General features: G+C 39.0%; 19 protein-coding genes and 2 tRNA genes. 8 read left to right on the top strand and 13 right to left on the bottom strand.

The window, feature by feature from the left end; translation table 11 throughout:
• Positions 1-22: 22 nt before the first annotated feature.
• Positions 23-1,774, top strand: a complete 1,752-nt coding sequence (locus tag LBH49_01900) for a hypothetical protein (protein ID MDR0351378.1) — start codon at positions 23-25, stop codon at positions 1,772-1,774.
• Positions 1,775-1,819: 45 nt separating this feature from the next.
• Complete coding sequence (gene trxA / locus LBH49_01895) at positions 1,820-2,176, top strand: thioredoxin (protein ID MDR0351377.1); 357 nt, start codon at positions 1,820-1,822, stop codon at positions 2,174-2,176.
• Between the two features lie 9 nt (positions 2,177-2,185).
• On the opposite strand, the gene LBH49_01890 is transcribed toward trxA, so the two are convergent.
• From LBH49_01890 to LBH49_01880, 3 genes are all read right to left on the bottom strand, one after another.
• The gene (locus LBH49_01890; protein ID MDR0351376.1) at positions 2,186-3,424 is read right to left on the bottom strand and encodes a 6-phosphofructokinase; all 1,239 of its coding nucleotides are present in this window, start codon (positions 3,422-3,424) and stop codon (positions 2,186-2,188) included.
• A 49-nt stretch (positions 3,425-3,473) separates the two neighbouring features.
• Positions 3,474-3,662, bottom strand: coding sequence for a hypothetical protein (locus LBH49_01885; GenBank protein MDR0351375.1), 189 nt, complete (start codon positions 3,660-3,662; stop codon positions 3,474-3,476).
• A gap of 326 nt (positions 3,663-3,988) precedes the next feature.
• Positions 3,989-4,063: transfer RNA gene (locus LBH49_01880), tRNA-Arg, on the bottom strand.
• A gap of 148 nt (positions 4,064-4,211) precedes the next feature.
• Here LBH49_01880 and LBH49_01875 point away from each other — a divergent pair.
• The 3 genes from LBH49_01875 (at position 4,212) to ftsH (ending at position 8,395) form a co-directional block, all read left to right on the top strand.
• The gene (locus tag LBH49_01875; GenBank protein MDR0351374.1) at positions 4,212-4,940 is read left to right on the top strand and encodes an LOG family protein; all 729 of its coding nucleotides are present in this window, start codon (positions 4,212-4,214) and stop codon (positions 4,938-4,940) included.
• Positions 4,933-6,360 (top strand): tRNA lysidine(34) synthetase TilS, encoded by a 1,428-nt coding sequence (gene tilS / locus LBH49_01870; protein ID MDR0351373.1) that lies wholly within the window; start codon positions 4,933-4,935, stop codon positions 6,358-6,360. Before LBH49_01875 ends, tilS begins: the two co-directional genes overlap by 8 nt.
• 88 nt (positions 6,361-6,448) lie before the next feature.
• Positions 6,449-8,395 (top strand): ATP-dependent zinc metalloprotease FtsH, encoded by a 1,947-nt coding sequence (ftsH, locus tag LBH49_01865; GenBank protein MDR0351372.1) that lies wholly within the window; start codon positions 6,449-6,451, stop codon positions 8,393-8,395.
• A 182-nt stretch (positions 8,396-8,577) separates the two neighbouring features.
• Here ftsH and sufB read toward each other — a convergent pair whose 3' ends face one another.
• Together sufB and sufC are read right to left on the bottom strand one after the other, a co-directional pair.
• A complete protein-coding gene (gene sufB / locus LBH49_01860) occupies positions 8,578-9,969 on the bottom strand; it encodes a Fe-S cluster assembly protein SufB (GenBank protein ID MDR0351371.1) in 1,392 nt (463 codons plus the stop codon).
• Between the two features lies 1 nt (position 9,970).
• Positions 9,971-10,714: a Fe-S cluster assembly ATPase SufC gene (sufC, locus tag LBH49_01855; GenBank protein MDR0351370.1), complete on the bottom strand. Its 744-nt coding sequence runs from the start codon at positions 10,712-10,714 to the stop codon at positions 9,971-9,973.
• A 97-nt stretch (positions 10,715-10,811) separates the two neighbouring features.
• On the opposite strand from sufC, the gene ispG reads away from it, so the two are divergent.
• Both ispG and LBH49_01845 read left to right on the top strand, forming a co-directional pair.
• On the top strand, positions 10,812-11,939 hold the full coding sequence (ispG, locus tag LBH49_01850; protein MDR0351369.1) for a (E)-4-hydroxy-3-methylbut-2-enyl-diphosphate synthase: 1,128 nt from the start codon (positions 10,812-10,814) through the stop codon (positions 11,937-11,939).
• A 46-nt stretch (positions 11,940-11,985) separates the two neighbouring features.
• Positions 11,986-12,960, top strand: coding sequence for an NAD-dependent epimerase/dehydratase family protein (locus LBH49_01845; protein MDR0351368.1), 975 nt, complete (start codon positions 11,986-11,988; stop codon positions 12,958-12,960).
• Between the two features lie 7 nt (positions 12,961-12,967).
• On the opposite strand, the gene LBH49_01840 is transcribed toward LBH49_01845, so the two are convergent.
• The 3 genes from LBH49_01840 to LBH49_01830 form a co-directional block, all read right to left on the bottom strand.
• Entirely contained in the window at positions 12,968-14,677 is a 1,710-nt protein-coding gene (locus LBH49_01840) for a hypothetical protein (protein MDR0351367.1), read from the bottom strand.
• A gap of 198 nt (positions 14,678-14,875) precedes the next feature.
• Entirely contained in the window at positions 14,876-16,363 is a 1,488-nt protein-coding gene (locus LBH49_01835) for a hypothetical protein (protein ID MDR0351366.1), read from the bottom strand.
• Positions 16,364-16,475: 112 nt separating this feature from the next.
• A tRNA-Met gene (locus LBH49_01830) sits at positions 16,476-16,550 on the bottom strand.
• Between the two features lie 136 nt (positions 16,551-16,686).
• Here LBH49_01830 and LBH49_01825 point away from each other — a divergent pair.
• Positions 16,687-17,280 carry a hypothetical protein gene (locus LBH49_01825; protein ID MDR0351365.1) on the top strand — a complete coding sequence of 198 codons (594 nt, stop codon included), beginning with the start codon at positions 16,687-16,689 and terminating at the stop codon, positions 17,278-17,280.
• A gap of 103 nt (positions 17,281-17,383) precedes the next feature.
• On the opposite strand, the gene LBH49_01820 is transcribed toward LBH49_01825, so the two are convergent.
• From LBH49_01820 to LBH49_01800, 5 genes are all read right to left on the bottom strand, one after another.
• Entirely contained in the window at positions 17,384-18,697 is a 1,314-nt protein-coding gene (locus tag LBH49_01820; protein MDR0351364.1) for a replication-associated recombination protein A, read from the bottom strand.
• Positions 18,694-19,353 (bottom strand): MBL fold metallo-hydrolase, encoded by a 660-nt coding sequence (locus LBH49_01815; GenBank protein MDR0351363.1) that lies wholly within the window; start codon positions 19,351-19,353, stop codon positions 18,694-18,696. The genes LBH49_01820 and LBH49_01815 overlap by 4 nt, the downstream gene beginning before the upstream one ends.
• Positions 19,354-19,780: 427 nt before the next feature.
• The gene (locus LBH49_01810) at positions 19,781-20,215 is read right to left on the bottom strand and encodes a hypothetical protein (GenBank protein ID MDR0351362.1); all 435 of its coding nucleotides are present in this window, start codon (positions 20,213-20,215) and stop codon (positions 19,781-19,783) included.
• 234 nt (positions 20,216-20,449) lie between these two features.
• Positions 20,450-21,121: a hypothetical protein gene (locus tag LBH49_01805; GenBank protein MDR0351361.1), complete on the bottom strand. Its 672-nt coding sequence runs from the start codon at positions 21,119-21,121 to the stop codon at positions 20,450-20,452.
• Positions 21,122-21,320: 199 nt separating this feature from the next.
• Positions 21,321-21,632, bottom strand: coding sequence for a hypothetical protein (locus tag LBH49_01800; GenBank protein ID MDR0351360.1), 312 nt, complete (start codon positions 21,630-21,632; stop codon positions 21,321-21,323).
• Between the last annotated feature and the right edge of the window lie 235 nt (positions 21,633-21,867).

Here is a 21,867-nt window from a genome sequence, read left to right as displayed (position 1 = left end):
AAAATTCATATAAGATAAAATAATGCAGAATTTTTCCGAGCAATGTTTGGATTTGGCGCGTTCCATTTTAAATCACAATCTTGGAGCTATCTCCGAAGATGGAAAGATTTTACCCTATGGAGATGAGTCGAATGTTGTAGATGAGCAAGTTATAGCAGCTTTAGCTCTGGGTGAGTATTATAGATTGACCCAGGAAAAAGTTTTTAATGGGTTCCATTTGATTGAATTGGCTGCGAAATGTATTTCTTTTGTGGTTATGGCCGGAGAGATGTCCACCAGGTCCCTTGGCTATCTTGGCATTGCTCTGCTATCCTTTGGGTCTGTGCGGAGCCGTAATCCTGTCTGGGAGAAGCTGCCAGAAGAAGTTCAGAATGTGATATGTAAGGCCTTGTTAACTAGGAGGGATAATGGCGGCAATTCCACGGCATTTAGTTTGGCTGTGGCAGTGGCTAAGTATAGCTTGGGGATGACCAAAAGAGATGATACCGGGAAGCTGGTGGATAGATTTTTGGAAAATTTGTCTTCGACAACGGGTAAGTTTTTTGACAATGCTAATGGGCAAGGGCTTGGTGGTTGCTTTGATGTGAATGGCCTATTTGTCTTTTCCTTTATAAGACAGGTGTTGCATATGCATACGGATTTTTCAGTGTTGGGCAAGAAGCTGCCAAGTTTGAGGTCCTATGCGGACAAGTATTTGAAGCTGTTGCCAGATCTGATACGCTGTGACGGAGTATGTTGGAGTTTTGGTTCAGCGGTGGGTGCCTATACTCAGATGTATTGTGTGAATATGGTTATGCAGGCGCTGCGCGATGGCTGGATTCCCCAGGAGAAGCAGAGCAGTTCTGTGCTGATGCTACGAAGCCTTTTTTATAATTTTTTTCTGCACTATATAGATCAGGAAAATGGTTTTGTGGTTGTTCGGGATGGGGAGCGTAATTCACCGGCTTGGCAGACGACAAGGAACGCTAACTTTGACGCGGTTAGATATTTATGTCAATGGGCGGGGCTGGCGAAGAAGACCAATTTGACCTTTGAGCAGTCCGATACCGGGGAGTTAAAAAATATTTGCCGCTATGTGAGTTTTGATAAGACATTGAAAAAAGAACAGGGGTTATTTATCTATAGAAATCAGAAGACCGGTGTTAATTTTCAGTTGCCGCTAATTTCTGGTGGCGGCTCAAAGTCCAGCGACGCTTTGGCTTTTCCCCATTGTCCCGGTGTGTTTGATTGGCCTGTGGATGTGTATCTTCCGATTTTGCAGCCGGAAATTACCATTGATAGGAAGAGATTTTTGCCATCGTTTTACGGAAAAAAATGTGTTTCTGGCATGGGTAGTGGTGGTTCGATGACATTTTCCTATGAACAGCCAGATCTTATAACCGTTGATGAAGAGATAGTTCCAGGACTTGCTTCCTTTAGGGTCCAGTGGACATTTTGGGAGAATAGGGTTTTATCTGAGTTTATTTTCACTCCTAAGACCAAACTTAGAATCGACGGATTACGCTATGTGGTTGCCATATCATCGCCTCATACGGCCTTGGGCATAAATAACTTAGCGCTTGGTGAAGAGGGCCTGAAAATTGAAATCAAGGATGATGATTTTCTGGTTAACTGGAAAGATGTGGCGGTGGTTTCCGATGATCCGTTATATCGTACTTTTTCTGGGAAAATTCACTATTTACAGACGTTGGCTAGGGATAATTTTATGATTATGCAGGCAGGTAGGCCGTACAAATTGTCCATCAGGCTGAGTCCTCAGGTGATTAAGATTTGATTTTTGTGACAATTGGCTGGATCTTTTTTGTTTTTTTATATATGCGTGTTGACTAGCGGTATTTTTTTATTTGATCCTGTGGCAGTGAAGTCCGAAAGAATTATTAATTTAACGAATGAAAATTTTGAGGCTATGGTTGATTTGTCGGCCAAACCAATGGTGATAGATTTTTGGGCGCCGTGGTGTGGCCCTTGTCGAGCCCTGGGGCCGATTTTGGATTCAATTGCCGAAGAAAATGATGATATTGTTGTTTGTAAAGTGAATATCGAAGAAGAGGCTAAGTTGGCTGAAAAGTTTAATGTGACGAGGATACCGACGTTGGTATTTTTTAAGGATGGAAAACAGGTTGACAGAACCGTTGGCGGAATGACAAAGATGGCGATTTTATGTAAGTTGAAGTGATTTGATGGTTTATGGGAATTCTATTTTTTTTAGAGATATGGATTTAGGTAGACCACTGACAAATGGTTGTGCGCTTTCTCCTTGGATTAATTGAGAGGCGTATTTTATGAAGCTAGTTGTAGGTTCGTGATTTTCAGATAACCAGTTGGGCGGTATTGGTTTATCTCGTCCGACAATGTTGCTTAGATCGGCCAGGCCATATTCTACGGAATATTTGCTCGCATCTGCTCTGAGCAGAGTAAGCATTTTTTTGTTGGCTCCATTTAGGGAAAATTCTACAGCTTTGCTACCGGCTTCTATGGCCTCTTTTAGGTCTATGGCGGATGTGAGGACGGAAAATCCTCTTAGAAGTGTTTCGAGTTTTACGATGGTTGCATGTACGTCAAGTTCTTCAATTATAGCGTTTTTTATGGCATCGGCAGCGCTGGCGGCATTGGTGGCGATGGGATTGCCATTATCATCGGTTAGACGGCTTGCCGTTACGATGGTGCAAAAATTACTCGATTTCAGTAGATCGCTAACCTGATCCAACAGAACATCATTGTTGAGTGTGGTGGTGGGTAAATATATCAGATGGGGAGCATTTCGTTGAGATACTTTGCGTGCCAATACACTTCCAGCCACCAGCCAGGATGGGTCATGACCTCCGATTTCAAAGATCTCTACAGCGTTGCGTAACCCACTTGATTGCAGTACATTAGATGACTCTTGCAGTGCTGTAGCCAGTAATTTTATTGCGCTGCCATAGCCAAGACAATGGTCGGTGATGGGCAGGTTATTTTCTATGGTTTCTGGCAGGCCAATTACCCTTAGTTCGTAGTTATTTTCTGTGGCAAGCAGGGCAATTTGTTCAGAAAAAGTCTGAGCTTCCTGGGCGCCGATATTGAAAATGAACCGAATATTATTCTTTTCTATCTGATTCAGCATATTTTCCAGGTCATTGGTAGATATCGCTCCATGGATGTGAGTGCCAAGTATCGCTCCGGCAGAATGTTGCAGGTCGAGCATGGTTTGCTGTTGTTCGGATGCCAGATCTATAAAATTTCCCAAAGTTAAACCTTGGATACCATTTATGCTTCCAAGAATTTCTTGAATGCACTCACTATTAAGCGCTTCAGTTACGATGCCAGATAAAATAGCATTGCTTACAACTGAATTGCATCCGTGTTGGATAATAAGTAAATTTCCTATCAAAGAATCAGACATAATACCAAGTTCCTGAGATATAAAGTGGCTTTTGCTAGCCATGGATGCAATAAAATTTTTACAATTATGTGAAAAAATTATGATAAATTATTTATATCATGTTGATAATCAACAACTTACGGATCGTCAATTTGTTGTATTTCAGGGATGGAATATTCATGCCCATGAATGCTAAATTTAGTATGATATTTTCTGTTAATATGGTTTTGCATAGCCATGGTGTTTTTATCGGCAATGCATATCCACGGATATGACTCGCAAGTTGGTGCAATCCAGTCATTAACGTAACGCCACTGAGGTATGACACTCCACTAATAATATATGATAGTAAAGCATTAGTTCACAGCGCAGACCATTAATATGACACACAACCCAACGGTGCATATCCACGGACATGAGTCATAAATTAGTGCAATCCAGTCATTAACATAACGTCACTGAGGTATGACACTCCACTAATAATATACGATAGTAAAGCATCAGTTCACAGCGCAGACCATTAATATGACACACAACCCAACAATGCATATCCACGGATATGAGTCATAAATTAGTGCAATCCAACCACTAGCGTAATATCTCTGATGACATGGCACTCCATTAATATGGCGCCCCCGCCCAGACTCGAACTGGGATTAACGGTTTAGGAAACCGCGGTTCTATCCATTTAACTACGGGGACTGAGGGAAGAATGCTTAGGATAGCGCCTTATATTTCAAGTAAAATAGATGCATAAAATATAAATGTTTGCCTTGAAAGGCCTTTAATCTAATATGTTAGCCATGTGTTGTATGGTTTATCTAAAAATTTTTTGGTCATGGTGAAGTTTATGCGTGATAGAGTTGAAGCTGTTGGCAGGGATATGGTTAGGCCAATTGAGCATATTAAGAACAAAGGCATTAGTGGTGCCATAGTGTTCTGGGGTTCAGCAAGGATTCCTAGTCCGGAAGAAGCCGCTAAGATGTTGACTGATAAGGCGATCAATGGCGATGCTATGCAGAAAGTGGCCGATATGTCCAAGTATTATAAATATGCAGAAGAATTGTCATTTAAGCTGGCAAAATGGTGTGATTCGTCCTTTGATAAGGCAAATCGTTGCGTAATTTGTTCTGGTGGAGGAGGTGGAATTATGGCTGCGGCTAACACCGGGGCAGCTCTGGCCGGTTGCGAAACCATTGGGTTAAACATAAAAATTCCGTCGGAACAAAAGATCAATCCCTATGTTAGTGATGGACTGAGCATGGAATTTGAGTACTTCATGCCGAGGAAGTTCTGGTTCATGTATCTGGCCAAAGCGATAATTATTTTCCCCGGAGGGTTTGGCACATTGGACGAGACCTTTGAGGCTTTGGTGCTCATTCAGACCGGTCGTCAAAGAACCAAATTGCCCTTGGTGCTTTTTGGATCGCAATTTTGGAAAAACCTCATAAATTTTGATTTGCTCTGCGATTCCGGCTTGGTTGAACCAGAAGCGATGAACAGTTTGCATTTTTCCGACACAGTGGCGGATTCTTTTGATTTTGTTACAAAAAATATCGAAAAAAATATCTGTGAATAAGTATGTTGCTATGGAAGAAGTTAGCAATCATGATTGGAGTCGCTATGCACAGAAATTGTGCCATTTGATCCCTAGGAATAGATTGGAATGGTCTGCGATTAATTTCTTGAAATCTAGCCATTCCTTGGGCGTAGGTTGTTCCGGTGGAATGGATTCGGTTTGTTTGTTGCTGCTGATCTATGGCTACTTTGGCCAAAGTAATGAGGTGATCGTTTTGCATTATAATCACAATACCCGCGCCGAAGAAACCGATGCCGATGAACTATTTGTCACAAATATTGCCTTTTCGCTTGGCCTAAGGGTTTTTTCTGAAAAAAGAAAAAAATCCAATGTCAATTCCGAAGAAGCTTTGCGGCGGGATCGATATGGCTTCTTTTTGAACCTAATGCGTTCAATTGGTTGTAATTGCCTAATTCTTGGCCATCATCTGGACGACATGATCGAGTCGATGCTTATGAGATTAGCGAAAGGCTATGGCCTAAAAGCTTTGGCATCACCATTTGCGCTGCAAAGGTTTGCGGATCATATGCGCGTTAGACCGATGATTAATATAAAAAGAAGTTTCATCGAGCAATCGCTGAAAACTGCTGAAATTCCATGGAGAGAGGATCCCAGCAACCATTGCGATTTGTATTTGCGCAATCGCCTAAGATGTTGTATTCGAAAGGATTTTGATAGGCTTTTTCGGGTTAGAGATTGGCGAAATGGCTTTGCCATGGCCAGACAATTGATGGCCGAAGATTCGGAGGCATTGGACCAGATCGCATCGATGGTTCCGGTTTCTGTTGAGGCTGAAGAACTTGATCTGACAGAGCTAAGGTCAATGCCCAGAGCCATCATTAGGCGCATTTTGATTACCTGGTTAGAGAACAATAATCTTGTTAATATGGCTAGGCGTAAGCACTTAGATGCCATTATGGGCTATATCATAAATGAGGATGAAAAAATTCTGAGCTGTACTACGGCCAAGACGATGGTGGTGAAGCGCGATCGCATAATTATTACACAAGTCAATGAGGCAGAAACATATGATGGATTTAAATTTTGCCATTGGGTTTATGGCGATCTTTATTTACCTTCGGGGGTTTTGAGGCGAAGAGGAGTTCGGTTAGATTCTATTAGTGAGCTATTTACGGATGATAGTTCGTTAGTAAGATTGGCATTGAGATCCGATGCAGAGTTGATGGTGAGAAGTTGGTTACCGGGAGATGCCTATGTGCCGTTCGGTTTAGATGGTTGTAAAAAGCTAAAAAAATGTTTCTGTGAGCGAAAAATCCCAGTAAGTATGCGAAAAATACTGCCGGTGGTGGTCGATGCAAGTGGTGAAATTTTATGGGTACCTGGCCTGCCAATTGGGAATGGTCCTAGGATAAAATCTAATGATATGATGGCTCTAGAGTTGACATTCTTCAGCCGATAACGAGGGTTAATTAAATATAGGCTCTATGACCAAAAATAAGAAAAATCCAAAATTTGGGGTCTCACAATTTCGATCCATTATAATCTGGATGTTGTTGATTGCCATTATATTTACGTTGTGGTCAAGTTTCTCACAGCATGACAGCGTGAAGGTTTCATGGTCCATAAATCAGGCCATGGAGGCTTCGGAAGATGGTAAAATTGTGTTTGGTTTGATACAACAGGATCCTTCCAAAGGCGAACATTGGTATCGATTGTATGGCAAAGCAAAATCCGAGGCGCCAATCAGGTTGCTCAATGGCAAAATCGTTGATTTCGTGGACTTTGAAGCCCAAGGTCGTCTGACCAGTGCTCGATTCAATAGGCTCATAGATTCATCGTCCAATTGGCATGAAAAGCCTAGCAGTACGCTTCTTACTGATTTACTGCTGAGTGTGTTACCGTTCCTGATTGTGCTATTTATATTCTATCTTTTGTTTGCCAGACAAATGCGCACCGCCGGGAAAAGTGCCATGAGTTTTGGCAAAAGCAAGGCTAAATTGTTGGTTAAGTCCGAGAATAAGAAGACTTTTGCTGACGTTGCTGGTTGCGATGAGGCCAAAGAGGAGATGGCTGGAATTGTTGATTTCCTAAAAAATCCGAAAAAATTCCAGGATATTGGAGGGCGTATACCGAAGGGGTGTTTGATGGTTGGGCCGCCGGGAACCGGTAAAACACTATTGGCTCAAGCCATTGCCGGAGAAGCAGATGTGCCATTTTTTAGCATAAGTGGTTCGGATTTCGTCGAAATGTTTGTCGGTGTGGGTGCGGCTAGGGTCAGAGATATGTTCGAGCAGGGTAGGAAAAATGCTCCGTGCATAGTGTTCATAGATGAGATCGATGCCGTTGGGCGCCATCGTGGTGCGGGACTTGGCGGTGGCAACGATGAACGGGAACAGACGCTGAATTCCATATTGGTTGAAATGGATGGTTTCGATGGCCGTGATGGGGTGATAATCATTGCTGCGACCAATCGTCCCGATGTGCTTGATGCGGCATTGTTGCGCCCCGGAAGATTTGATCGCCAAATAGTTATAGATCTGCCAGACTTGAATGGTCGTCTCGAAATTCTGAAGGTGCATGCCGCGAAAGTGAAGTTAGCAAAAAATGTCAGCTTGGCGGAAATTGCTCGGGGGACTTCAGGTTTTTCCGGTGCAGATTTGGAGAATTTGCTTAATGAATCGGCATTGTTGGCCGCTAGGTTCGATAAGAAGGAAATTGAGCGGATCGATGTGGATGAAGCCAGGGATAAAATTTCCTTTGGACGTGAACGCAAGAAGTTGATGGACAAGAAGGACAAGATTATCACTGCCTATCACGAAGCTGGCCATGCCGTTGTCCAGGTGCTAGTTGACGACGGCAATTTACCAGTCCATAAGGTCACGATTATTCCTCGAGGACAAAGCCTTGGCAGTACGATGTTTATACCAAAAAAAGACATTTTGAATTACTCGAGATCAAGTTCATTGAGCCGAATTTGCTGTTTAATGGGCGGTCGTGTGGCTGAAGAATTGGAGTTTTCTGAGATTACCAGTGGTGCCGCTGCGGACATAAAATCAGCGACGAAAGTTGCGCGCCATATGGTTTGCGATTGGGGGATGAGTCCATTGGGGCCGGTGGCCTACGGTGAAAATCAGGATCATATTTTCCTTGGCCGCGAGATAACCAGGACCCAAAACTATAGCGAAAAGACTGCCCAGCAAATAGATAGCGAAATTTTCAAGATAATAGATGAAGAGTATTTGAGGGCTAAAAAAATTCTCACCGAAAAACGCGATTGCTTGAAAAAACTTGCCGAGGCGTTGCTTCGCTATGAAACCGTCGATGGTCGTTTGGTTTATGAGTTGATTAAACATGGTGAATTCAGATCTAGAATTGTGTCTAATCGCAGGTCGACCAAAAAGAAAACCGAACTTCCAAAGGGTGATAATTCGAAAAGTAGTGATGGAAAATCTGGCAATGATTGTGGCGCCAAAGATGCTGAATCGAGGAGCTAGATGTCATTGATAGTGTCACTTTTAGCTTAAATTAAGATTAAAAAAAGAACTATGGCGGAAACGAAGTTGTTTTATAAGGCGTTCAATCAGACACTTTACCCCATTTTGTTATGAGGCTTATCAATGATAATGATAGGAGATTTTTATTATTTGGAAATTTAAAGAAATTATGTTGACAATTTTTAGGAATCGATTTCCAATTCTATCAGTCTTTTGATTTCAATGCCATATTCCAGTGGAAATTCATTGATGAGATCATTGACAAACCCATTGATTATCAGGCTGATAGCTTGCTTTTCTCGAATGCCTCTTTGTTGCAGGTAGTACAATTTTTCATCGTCTATTTTAGAGATGCTTGCTTCATGTTGCAGGTAATTCTTTCTGCCGCCGCATACGGTAATGATTGGATAGGTTTCAGTGCGGCTATTTTGATTTATTAGAAGGGCATCGCAGCGTGTATTGTTGCGGCAATTTGATGCATTTTCGCAGATATTTACAAGGCCTTTATAGGATGCCAGGCCTGTGCCGATGGATATGGATTTGGATAAAATATTTGAAGTGGTTGAGCTGGCTTGGTGTATGATCTTGGCGCCGGTGTCTTGCAATTGGTTATGGGACGCGATGGCCACCGATAGTATTTCCCCTTTGGCTCGCTCTTCGGATAGAATTATGCATGGATACTTCATGGTTTTTTTGGATCCTATGTTGCAATCGATCCATTTTATTTCTGCGTTTTCGTAAGCTAAGCCTCTCTTAGTGACAAGGTTATATACATTATTCGACCAATTTTGTGCAGTGATATATTGCAGTTTGGAATTTTTTTTGGCGATTATTTCGACGACGGCGGCATGTAGGGCTGTTGTTTCGAATTTCGGAGCAGTACAACCTTCCATGTATGTCAACTCAGCCCCTTCATCCACAACGATTAAGGTGCGTTCGAATTGGCCGAAGTTTTTGGCATTTATTCTAAAATATGCTTGGAGCGGCTGTTTGACTTTGACGCCAGGTGGGACGTAAATAAAACTGCCGCCGCTGAAAACTGCACTGTTCAGCGCGCTGAATTTGTTGTCTGCCGCTGGGACGACGGTGCCGAAAAATTTTTTGAAAATTTCAGGATAATTTTTCAGGCCGATGGTGGAGTCGACGAATATTACTCCGTCCTTTGCCAGGGTATCTTTTATTCGCGAGTAGGCGGATTCGCTGTCGAATTGCGCTTCGACGCCGGCGAGATATTTTTTTTCTTTTTCAGGAATGCCCAATCGATCGAAGGTTTTCTTGATTTCGGTGGGTACCTCATCCCAGGATCTTTTTGATTCATTACCTTTTGATAGATAGTATCTTATGTTGTTAAAGTCGATATTATCTTTTTTCAGAGCTGTGGGCAGGGCCAGTGTTTTAAAGATTTCATAGGCTTTTTTTCTGAATGCCAGCAGCCAGTCGTCTTCGGATTTTGTCTTAGATATGTATTCTATGGTTTTTTCGGACAGTCCAAGGCCAGCATCGTATTCGTAGCTTGTATTATAGTGAAAATCGCCATGGTCTGATAATTCCTCTAAATTGTTGCTGATATTCATCTTATGCGTCTTTGTCCAGCCAATGATAGCCGTGGGCTTCCAGCTCTTTTAGGATGGATTTATCGCCGGAATGAATTATTTTTCCCTGGGCCATGATATGGATTTTATCCGGATTTATGCTGTCTAAAAGTTTCGGATAATGGGTTATGATAAGTGCACTGAAGTCGTTATCTCTCATAGAGTTAATGCCGTTTGTCATGATTTTTATCGCATCCATGTCGAGGCCACTGTCGGGCTCATCCAGGATAGCAACTTTTGGTTTTAACATCATCAATTGCAGGATTTCGCAGCGTTTTTTTTCGCCGCCGGAAAAACCCATGTTCAGCTGCCTTGCCGAAAGCGATCGGTTCAGTTCGAGTTTATCCATGCAGCTGTAGAGGTTTTTATAAAATTCCTGAACGCTGATTTTTTTATCGATGGCCATGGAATGGAGGGATGTTCTTATTAAATTTGCAACCGTAACTCCTTCTATTTCAACTGGATATTGAAAGGCCAAAAATAATCCTTGGCGAGCAATTTCATCTGGTTTGAGGCCTATGATATTTATTCCATCGATGGTAAGGTTGCCAGCGGTGATTTTATAATCCGGATGGCCGGAAATGGCCTTTGCCAGCGAGCTTTTGCCGGCGCCATTGGGGCCCATGAGTCCATGCACTTCACCCTTTGGTATTAGCATTGAGAGGTTATGGATTAGCAACTTATTGTGCGTTTCCACGGCTAAATTTTTAAGATCGATGGCGGCCATGTTTACATGAGCTATAGCATTTTTGTTAAAAAGTCAAAATTTTCTGGCAAGGCGGATGGTATTGATAATATATGCAATCTGTTGATTGGTGGCTGTGATGCATCGACGGAAGAGTAGGGAGGTTTTTTTGGGAAATATGGGTCTTGGCGGAAATAATCCAATAAGAGTTCAATCCATGACGAATACGAAAACCGAAGCGATAGAGGCTTCCATTTCCCAGATAAAGAAGCTTTATCATGTTGGTTGTGAGATAGTTAGGCTTGCGGTTACGTCAACACGTTCCTGTGCAGCTTTGGGTGATATCCGCAGCAAATTGAAAGCCTATGGGTTGATTGTGCCATTGGTGGCCGATGTTCATTTTTCAAAAAAAATCGCCTTCGAGGCACTGAAATATGCAGATAAGGTCAGGATAAATCCTGGGAATTTTTTACATTCGGATCGAAATTCGTTGCTAAAGAACAGAGCTGAAAATATTGCTAACTCCTTTGGTGCGTTTGTGATAGCGGCCAAGAATGCGGGGAAAAGCATTCGAATTGGTGTAAATCAAGGGTCATTGGATGGCCATATAATAGAAAATTTTGGGAATGGGCCGGCGGGGTTGGTTGAGAGCGCCATCGAGTTTGCGACTGTGGCCATTGATCGCGGATTCCAAGATATGGTTTTTTCATTCAAATCCAGTTGTGTGTCCACGATGGTTGAGACCTATGAGCTTGCCTGTCAAAGATTTAATAAAATTGGATTCGATTTTCCGATGCATGTGGGTGTGACCGAAGCTGGTGACGGTTCTATGGCCAGAGTTAAGAGCGCCATTGGAATAGGATCGTTGTTGTTGAAGGGGATAGGTGACACAATGCGAGTTTCTTTAACCGGTGATCCGGTCGACGAGATAGGCGTTGCCTATGAAATTCTGCAGGCCTGTGGTGTTCGAAAAACGATGGTCGAGTACGTGGCCTGTCCCTCCTGCGGTCGCACGCAGTTCGATTTAGCAAAAACTCTTTGTGCCATAAAGCTGGCTACGGCAAGGTTTTCTGGTTTGAAAATTGCTGTGATGGGGTGTATAGTGAATGGCATTGGAGAGATGGGTGATGCGGATTTCGGTTATGTGGGAGGATTGCCGGGTAAGATAGATTTGTACAAATCTGGGCAATGTGTAAAGCGTTCAATAGATGAGAAAGATGCTGTCAATGAACTGGTTGCGTTGATTTCTTCCGAAATAAATCCATGAATCAGCATTTGACTTTTGGTCATTTTTTTGCAAATTAGAGGTTGGTATGGGGTATGTTTTGATTGCCGGTGCTGGCGGTTTTATTGGCGGTCATTTGGTCAAAAGATTAAATAGTTTAAAAGAAGTAAAGTTAAAAGCCATTGATATAAAACCACTTAACCTATGGCATCAGATTTGTGACGATGTGGAAAACATTGTGTTAGATTTGAGTGACAAAGGAAATTGCTATTCGGCCATGAGTGACGTTGATTTGGTTTATAATCTTGCGGCCGATATGGGTGGTATTGGGTTTATTGAAACTCACAGGGCCGATTGCATGTTGAATGTGTTGATAAATACACATCTCCTTCTGGCAGCGAGAGATAACGGTGTAAAAAGTTATTTTTTTGCCTCATCTGCCTGCGTTTATAACCAGTCGAAACAGTCTGATTGCGCCAATCCTGGATTGAAAGAATCTGATGCCTATCCGGCCATGCCTGAGGATGGCTATGGTTGGGAAAAATTGTTTAGTGAGAGGATGTGTCACCATTTTTATGAAGAATTTGGCATTGATACTAAGGTATTTAGGTTGCATAATGTCTATGGCCCATTTGGTTCCTTCGAAGGTGGCCGAGAGAAAGCTCCTGCTGCGATCTGTAGAAAAGTTTTGGCTGCTAAACTTTCTGGCGAAGATAGCATTGAAATTTGGGGCGATGGGAAGCAGACTAGATCGTTCATGTATATAGATGATTGTATTGAAGGCATGATCAGGTTGATGAAAAGCAATGTGCTTGAACCACTTAACCTTGGTAGTACCGAATTGGTTGCGGTCGATCAATTGGTGGACATGGTTGAAGATATTGCCGGCTTGAAATTTAAGAGAATTTATTTACCCAATGAGGCCAAAGGAGTTAGAGGGCGAAATAGTGATAATGAGATGATTAGAGATCTTTTACACTGGGAGCCCTCTGTTTCTCTGAAAATTGGTCTGGAAAAAACCTATGCTTGGATTTATAACAAAATGAAATCTAGGTATTTATGAATTTATGCTAATATAAATATCCGTATTTCTTGAGTAATTCCTCGGTCTTCTCTTTTTTATAATTGTAGAGGATATTTTGTCTTGATTCCAATATAGTTTGCTGAAACTTATCTGCTTCATTTTCATTGGTTATCATCCAATAAATTTTGGCATCATCGCTGATGAAATTTGTATAATTGCCCTCGGAATCTTTAGGTGGTTCAATGATGAAGTCTGTTCCTTCGCAGATTTTTTTTAGCTCCCGATATTTTGTATCATTTTTTATTATTTCCTCGAATAGCATTTCCCCGATCGGCACACCATCGTAAATTCCGTTGTGAATAAATTTCACCAGGGCCTCGCTATCGGCTATTTTATTTAGAATTTTGTCAAGATTTTTTATAGGGTCACATTCATTTTCTATATATGCTATGCCAAATTCTGTGAATGAGAATGGCGGCATTGTAATGGATGGAAATACAATATGGCCGAGGTATTCAGTCAAATAGGCCAGGCCCTCTAGCTCTTCAGCGCCTCTTTTGACAAGGATTCGATTTAGCATTTCCTTTTTGTATATGTCCACCAGCACGGCTATGATATTTTTTTCTATGGAATTATTATCTTTTTCGGTGCTGGCATAAGCTATGGCTAAACAACCTGTAAGTTGCAGTCCAGTAACGGCTTGATCTATACAATGATTCATATATTCGGCGATTTTTTTTAGTAATTTTTCCTTTATATCATTGGTTGCATTGGAAAGGAAATGGCTTAGATGAGACATCATGGCCAAATTATTAGGATTTTGACCTCCTTTGCCTTCGGATATTTTTTTGAAAAAATTGTTATGGAGAAGGCCATCTATGGAGGTGGATTGATGAAAATAAAAAATACTATTATCATTAATTAAAGCATTGGTATTGTTGATGATGCTTTGCAAAATATCCTGATCTAGAGTGTAGAAAGAGCTTATTATTTCATTTTCCAGTATATCAAAGGAATTATTTTGGCTGAAATTAGAAATCAGGTTGCTATAGGGTTTATTTTTTAGGATTTTTTTTATTTTTACACCTTTGGTGGTAGAGGCCTCGATATCTATTAATTTTTCTTTAACTTTGGCTAGTTCTGCTAAAACTATTTTGCCATCTTCTGGTAATGTGTGGAATTTTTTTTCGTGATATAGTTGATTGAAATAATTTTCGAATTGAACGATATTTTCTTTCAGCACATCGATCATAGCGAAGGGATCATTGATAGATGATAGGCTTAGTGATGTAGCTTTCATTATATCAATAAGATATTGAGCGTCTGGCAGTTGCGTAAAGCTATCATTGCCATGGAAATCATCATGGTTTTGATAGGTATAACGGATATGATTTTGATGCGATGGGGCTTGTCTAGCAACAGATTCTGTATCGACATGAGGAGAGTTTATGATATTTGAAGTTTCGTTTTGTTGCGTATAGATATGAGGTATAGAGGGTTGCGAGTAATATGCTGGAATAGGGTAGAGGTATATATAGGAGTTTTGATCTAAGAAATTACGTCGCTTGGTACGGCTTTTTCGCCAGAATTTATGTATATTTTCTCTGGTTTTTTTTGTTTTTTTATTCCGGCGAATAGTGGCTAAATGTTTTTTCTTAAATTTTACGGTTTTTGTATTTATAAGGCGTTTTTTTTGTGATTTTTTATACCAAAAAGTGTTTGATCCTCGATGTTTTGCGCTAATTTTAATTGGCATTATGTTAATTATCGCAAAGAAAAACCACAATAGTACACAAAATAATCTATGTCTTTTCATTATCAGTGATGATAATTATAATTACATTTAGATCAGTTTTCAAATTAAAAGCACAACGACATGAAATCGTTGTGCTTTAGATGTTTCTGATAAAACTATCGGAGGTATTTACTAGGCCTAAACCCTATCGTTTAACTATTATAAGGAAATATGATATGGGTTTTCGTTAGGCTCTTCGACTATTATCTTTTGTCCATTTGATTTTTCGGAATCTAAAGAATGATCTTCAATTGCAATCGGATTTATTTCGTTTTTTAGAGGAAGATTTGGTTTTTGTTTTGTATGATTATTTTTAATGGCAAGAAGATCTAAATATTTAGCTTTAGTTTTACTTTCCTTCATTATTTTGTCCATGCCCTGGGTAAAATTATTAATAACTTGCTTATATGCAGGGACAATTCTATTCATTTCATTTTTTAATATTTCATGCACGTCTTCATCGTGGGAATTGCTAGAGTATTGTGTAAATATTTTTTTGATACTTGAATTTATCTTACTTTCTTCAATTTCCAGTTTAATCCTACCTTTCATTGTCTTTCTATTGGCATTATTATAACTATTAGTTATTCCTTTAAATATGTGACTTTTTATTTCTTCTGGAGTGCCATATAATGTAGTATAAGTTTCAGTATCATTAAGAGCCTTCCTCAATGTATTCATGCTGTTACTGTCGTAATCATGTGAGATTGCGCTACCAATGATTTGATTTATATTATCTATTATCTTATTGATCATCTCCTCTTTACTAGTTTGAATTTTTCTCAATTCGGTTTTAATATCAATGTCGGTATGTCTTATCGTAATACCTAGTATCGCATTATCATAATTATATTCTCCATCAATCATATCATCATGATCTATTTTCTTTTTTGATGTCTCGAGTTTGTCTTTCATTGTTATAAAGCAATTCAGAATTCCTACGTTTTCATTTTTAAGAAAGTCTAATGAAGTCATAATAAATTCATCACCAAGAATCTTAATTTTGTTAATATAATTGCGCATATTTTGTTTTAATGCTTCATGTGAATCATTTTTATGTTCTTCAAGGATAATTTTGCAAACATGTACCATTAATTCACTAAAGATTATTTTTGAATACTTCGGAATGATATTAAATACCATAACAGTTGCATCAACTACGTTATGAACAATTTCTCTTTGGCTGATTATGTCTTTTTCCATCTGATTTGCCTTCTTTTTAATTGAAGTCTTATGATTATCAGGTGTAGGTAAACTTATTGAAGTCGTAGGCGTATATGAACTTGTTAATACCGGTGGAATTGCAGGTGTCGATGGAACTATAGGTGTAGGTGGAAAATACGGAAATGTGCTAAATGCATTATCGCTTGGGATATATGAAACATATGACATATCTTCGTCTTCATTAAGCATATCTTTATATCTACGAGCTTTATTTTTGTATTTACTGATTTTGCTTTTGTATCTACTGACTTTATTTTTGTATTTATTGTTATTATTTCTATTATTACCGCGATTGGTTTTCCTTTTACTGGTTCTACCTTTTCTCGCATTAATCTTACCTCTCTTACCTCTTCTAGTATTTCTACTTCTTTTGATATTAGCGGCACTAGTCATATTGGTAAGTGCAGCTTCATTAATCAACATGAACGACAATAACATTACTATATATTTTATTTTCATAATGAACTTATCCTTTCATCAAAAAATTAAGATGTCAATAAAAAAATTAGAAATTTTTGATATTTTATTACGACTATGGTGCCAGAGGGCGGATTTGAACCGCCGGCCAAAGGCTTATGAGTCCTCTGCTCTACCCCTGAGCTACTCTGGCAAATGTGTACCATATGCAATGCACTGCCTGGCCGTTGTCAAGGAAAGTTTAGCTTCCCTTGAATGTGGTTGGTCTATGAAATTTATTTTATTTTTCGCTTGACATTCGAATTTTGGTGTGCGAATATCATTGAGTTGTGAAAATTAATAAATCTAAATTATTGTTGCTGTCGCTGAGTGTGACATTGTTTTTCGGCATATCATTGGCAAATGCTGGTAAGATAGCTGTGAGTGGCTATACTGTTGCAGAAGCCGAATGTTTAGCAGAAGATGGTAAAATATCTGAATTAGGTGAGCTTATTTGCAGATGTTGTTCGATCCCTCATGGTGTTTATATAAGTGATGACGGGCATTCTTGTATAAAAAATCGATCTGAAGTCGTATACAATTTCGTAGTAGAAGTGTTAAAAGCTATTCCGATGAATAAGTTAATGATGCTGATTAATTATCTGAAAAAAAATATTACAATAAACAAATTGATGATATCTCAAGCCAATGATATTTCTAAACGCATTGAGTTAAAGACTTTGAAGACGTTTTGTATAGCTTGTGTATGTTATTCTAATAGATTAATGAATGAAAAGAGCTGTGATAAATTTACATGCGATTATTTGACTAGCTTATTTCAGCATATTAATGAAAGACCTAATGATCTTGTCAAATTGGTGAAAGAAGTGCAGGATGCACAAAAGGCGATAATGAAAGTCGTGTCGAGGCAGCGTATTTTCTAGTTTTTATCAAAAAGATAGATAGCGATGGTTTTATATAATATGTTATTTATATTACAATAAAATATACATGTTTTATGGCGAATGACGATTTCTTGTGTGTTATTTATGGGTGGCTATTTCGTTTTAACGATTTTAGTTCATCCAGTCGTTCGCCGATGGCTTGTTCTGAACCGGATTTTTTGGGAAAATAAAATTGTTCAGGTGCTATCATGTATTCCTGACCGGAAATGTTGTTCGAAAAATCATGGCTATATAGATAATCATTGCTGTTGCCAAGTCCTTTAGACACAGGGCCATGAGAATCTCGTAGCCATAGCGGTACCAGTTGAGCTCCATTCTTTTTGATGGAATCAATGGCTTTGTCTATGGCTAGGTAAGCAGAGTTGCTCTTTGGGGCAGTGGCCAAAAATATTGTTACTTGGGCAAGATTTATTCGGCATTCCGGTAGTCCAACTTTTTCGCAGGCGTCAAAACATGCCACCGCCAGAGGCAATGCTCTGGAATCGGCCAATCCAATATCTTCAGAGGCAGAAATTATCAACCTTCGGGCGATAAATCTTGGATCTTCGCCACCAACTAACATTTTAGCGAGCCAATAAATTGCAGCATCTGGATCGCAGCCGCGTATGCTTTTTATAAATGCAGAAATTGTATCGTAATGTTCATCTTCGTTGGCATCATATTTGCTATAAGTGTTCTTTAATGTTTTATCAAAGACACTCTTATCAATCATCGTGCCAGAAGGGACACTCATTACGATGGTTTCCAATCGGTTCAATGCTTGGCGGAGATCTCCCTCGGAAATGTTTGCGACTTTATTCAACACAGATGTTTCCACTGAGCAGCCGGTGGCTTTCAATCCGTGGATTCCGTCGGCCAGAGCTTTTTGCAATATGAAAACAATGGAATCATGGCCTATGGGTTCGAATTTTACCAACTGACTTCGACTTAATAGTGGATTTATCACGTAAAATCCTGGGTTATGAGTAGTTGCTCCAATCAATCGAATGGCACCGCTTTCCATATCCGGCAGCAATAGATCCTGTTGAGCCTTATTAAACCTATGAATTTCATCGATAAAAAGTATGGAATTTGTGTACTTTATTCTATTAATAATCTCTCTTAATTCTGATACATTTGACAAAATAGCATTGATTTTGACGAACTTACAATTCACGCTGTGGGAAATTATTTCGGCAACGGTTGTTTTTCCACAGCCAGGTGGACCATAGAACAACAAGTTACCAAAAGTATTATTTTTTATCAGGTTCGGCAATGAGCAATTTTCACCAAAAATATGACTTTGGCCAACAATGTCATCCAAAGTTTTTGGTCTCATCCTGGCTGCCAGTGGAATATGAACCTTGGTATGTTCTTCATCTCCCAGCAGATCAAGTGTTTTCTGATCATCGGTCATCTCAATCGCACATAGGGGTTATTTGCTATTTCATGGCCAATGGTTGTGATCCATCCGTGGCCCGGAACTATTGTTGTTTCCTTATTATGGCCATATATGCCTTCACGTATGCTTTTGAATAGCAAGTGCTTATCTCCTCCTGGAAAATCAGATCGGCCAACGGTTTCGCAAAATAGAACATCGCCGGTGAAAGCAATATGAAAATCTTCAAAAAAATATCCTACACTGCCCCTGGAATGGCCTGGGATATGTTCGATGCCGATTTTCAAGCCACATAAGTTAAGTTGTTTGATATCATCGACATATTGGTCAATTTTGCACGGGAGTAGAGTGATGTTAGGTTCGAAAAAAAATGGTATAGTGCTTGGATCTTCTATCCATAGAGCATCGCCAGAATGGGCTAGGACGATGGCACCTTTTTGTTGGAGTGCAGCAGCTTCACCGCAATGATCCCAATGTCCATGAGTAATAAGGACATGTGTTAATTTGAATTTTTTATCCGTCACTAAGGAATCAATGATTTCTGCTGCATTCGGTGGCACATCGATGGCCATTGCTTCGCCGATTATTTTATTATAAATGATTCCAACGTTGGTCTTTAGTGGGCCTAGGCCAATGGTTTCAATTAAAAATTTGTCATCAGAAAATAATTCCATAAGTCACCTATACCATAATAATAATTTTTGGATTTAGCATTTCAATTTCATAAAATAGATAGGTAAATTGTCTCTATGACAATCATAAAATTTACCAAATAGGTTAAAGGAAGCAATGAACTAGAAATGCCTGATCTTGTTGTTGATGTACCACAGAATCTTGGAGCATTTTTTAGTTTCAATGTGGAAAAATTTTTACAGCTTGATTTTGAAATCATTTGGATTAACCAACAGGTTATTTATAGTCTAGAAAAAAACTAGATAGCCTTGTCGTTTAGATCATTGTAACTTTCTTCTATATTAAATTTGTTATAATTTTCCACATGGTCAAGATCATTATAATATTTCATAATCGTCAAGCCTGAACTCTGAATATTCAGATTCGAGTTTTTTGAGGTTTAAATTTCTTGAGATTTCATTTTATTCATTAAACTTCGACCTGAAGTTTTTTGGCAGTGCGTTCTGCTCGTTTTTTTGCCATGTATTTCTTGGATGCTTCACAATGCTTACGTTTGCGATCTTCAAGTTCTTCTGGCGTAAGGCTTGACTTAAAGTTATACAACATTTCACGACGATAGTTTCTTTTTTTTATTAAACTTTCTTTGAAAACGTTGATAGTCTGGTTCACGGCATTATCCATCGATGGATTACCAAGGTTGATCACGATTTCATTGATACGCTTCTTGCTTAGGTAAGGGTGAAGTGCTTTAGTAGCATTGTTAATCTTTGCTTTGTCAGGCTGTAGAATGTCTATCCTCATAGAATTATTTTTAATAATTGCATTACTCACAAGTACATAGATGGCTGCAAGCTCCTTTTCATTGGGCCCATTTTTAAGTGCTAAGGAAGAGAAAGTGCTCATGGCGCAATAGATTAACATTAGCCATAAAGTGCAAACCAACCTTTTGGCAAATGGATTATAGATTTTCATTCCGATGTAGTCCTGTTTGATATACCAGATTTGTCAAGGAGTGTTTCTTCCAAAATTTGATAACATTGTTGTCAGTATTACTTATAATATTTCATAATCATCGAGCCTGAACTTTGAATATTCAGATTCGAGTTTTTTGAGGTTTAAATTTCTTGAGATTTCATTTTATTCATTAAACTTTGGCCTGAAGTTTTTTGCAATGTATTCTGCTCGTTTCTTTGCCTCACATTTTTTGCGTGATTCACGACGTTTGCGCTTATATTCTTCAAGTTGTTCTGGCGTAAAATTTGCCAGTCTCTTTTTTATGGCTTTCTTGGCCGATTCATGGCGTTTACGTTTATACTTTTCAAGTTCTTCTTGTGTAAAGTTTGCCAGTTTCTTTTTCATGGATTTTTTGACCGCTTCACAGTGTATATGTTTACTATATTCAAGTTGTTCTGGCGTAAGGCTTGCTATATATTTTTTTTTCCATTCACGACAATAAATTCTTCTTTTTATTAAATTTTCTTTAAAAACATCGACGGCTAAGCGTACGACATCATCCGGCAATGGATCATTAAGATTGGTCACGATTTCATAGACACATTCCTGGGGTAGATAAGGGCGGAGTACTTTGGTAGCATGATTAACTTCTTCTCTGCTAGGTTGTTGAATGTCTATCTCCTCGCAATTATTCTCAATGATTGCATTATTCGCAAGTACATAGATGGCTGCAAGTTGCTTTTCATTGGGCCCATTTTTAAGTGCTAGGGCTGAGAAGGTACCCATAAAGGAATAGGCCAGTATTAACCATAAAATACATATCAATTTTTTGTAAAATGGATTATGAATTTTCATTCCGACGCAGTCCTATTTAATATATCAGGTTTATCAATTAGGTTTTTTATTTATTTCCATATTTATAGCAAATTCTAACAAGAAATGCACCTAAATTTATAGTAATTTCGGCGCATTTGTACTTTCAATTTTATGGAAAAACTGCTCTATTATAAATTTCTATTGTGAGAATCAATAATCAATGAATATTTTCTGTTTATTAAAGAATGCTATCATTGATATCATCTTTGATTTCTTGTTGATCAATTTCTATTTCGTCGATTTCATCTACGATATCTTCGGCATTTTTCACATTTTCATCTAGTTCTTTAAGAAGTTCCTGCTTTTTGACTTCTGTTTCAACCAATTTAGCAATGTTATCAGCAACGTTTTTATCGGTGCCGAATTCGTCTTCATCAGTTATATTTTCCAATGCATATTCATGGCCATAATTGTTTGCATTATGTGCAGCATTAAGCTGTCCAATTCCAAGCATGGCCCCTAACCAAATTAATAAGATCCCATCTTTCATAATATCTATTTAAATAACGTAATAAAACATATGTAAAAATTGCCTGGAGTCAAGACCACTTTGATAGTAAGATTACTTACTTTGCGCCTTTTATACTTTTCGCGTTTTTTGCCAAGCTATTTGCAATTAATCTCAGACCGGTGCAAACGATAAATATGGGGAACCCGATGAATAGAAATCGTACCATAACTTTATCGATAAAATTTAGGATCCAAAATATTCGATTGGTGATTTT

This window comes from Puniceicoccales bacterium (genome assembly GCA_031255005.1).
Classification (GTDB): Bacteria; Verrucomicrobiota; Verrucomicrobiia; order Opitutales; family LL51; genus JAIRTH01.
This window is presented reverse-complemented; position numbering and strand designations above follow the sequence as displayed.

Coding starts and splice junctions, on each gene's coding strand:
- ftsH (MDR0351372.1), top strand. CDS start 6,449: ATGTTGTTGATTGCCATTATATTTACGTTGTGGTCAAGTTTCTCACAG.
- LBH49_01805 (MDR0351361.1), bottom strand. CDS start 21,121: ATGAAAATTCATAATCCATTTTACAAAAAATTGATATGTATTTTATGG.
- ispG (MDR0351369.1), top strand. CDS start 10,812: ATGCATCGACGGAAGAGTAGGGAGGTTTTTTTGGGAAATATGGGTCTT.
- sufC (MDR0351370.1), bottom strand. CDS start 10,714: ATGGCCGCCATCGATCTTAAAAATTTAGCCGTGGAAACGCACAATAAG.
- LBH49_01835 (MDR0351366.1), bottom strand. CDS start 16,363: ATGTTGATTAATGAAGCTGCACTTACCAATATGACTAGTGCCGCTAAT.
- LBH49_01840 (MDR0351367.1), bottom strand. CDS start 14,677: ATGCCAATTAAAATTAGCGCAAAACATCGAGGATCAAACACTTTTTGG.
- LBH49_01890 (MDR0351376.1), bottom strand. CDS start 3,424: ATGGCTAGCAAAAGCCACTTTATATCTCAGGAACTTGGTATTATGTCT.
- LBH49_01885 (MDR0351375.1), bottom strand. CDS start 3,662: ATGACTGGATTGCACCAACTTGCGAGTCATATCCGTGGATATGCATTG.
- LBH49_01820 (MDR0351364.1), bottom strand. CDS start 18,697: ATGACCGATGATCAGAAAACACTTGATCTGCTGGGAGATGAAGAACAT.
- LBH49_01815 (MDR0351363.1), bottom strand. CDS start 19,353: ATGGAATTATTTTCTGATGACAAATTTTTAATTGAAACCATTGGCCTA.
- sufB (MDR0351371.1), bottom strand. CDS start 9,969: ATGAATATCAGCAACAATTTAGAGGAATTATCAGACCATGGCGATTTT.
- LBH49_01800 (MDR0351360.1), bottom strand. CDS start 21,632: ATGAAAGATGGGATCTTATTAATTTGGTTAGGGGCCATGCTTGGAATT.
- LBH49_01810 (MDR0351362.1), bottom strand. CDS start 20,215: ATGAGCACTTTCTCTTCCTTAGCACTTAAAAATGGGCCCAATGAAAAG.
- LBH49_01875 (MDR0351374.1), top strand. CDS start 4,212: ATGCGTGATAGAGTTGAAGCTGTTGGCAGGGATATGGTTAGGCCAATT.
- LBH49_01845 (MDR0351368.1), top strand. CDS start 11,986: ATGGGGTATGTTTTGATTGCCGGTGCTGGCGGTTTTATTGGCGGTCAT.
- LBH49_01900 (MDR0351378.1), top strand. CDS start 23: ATGCAGAATTTTTCCGAGCAATGTTTGGATTTGGCGCGTTCCATTTTA.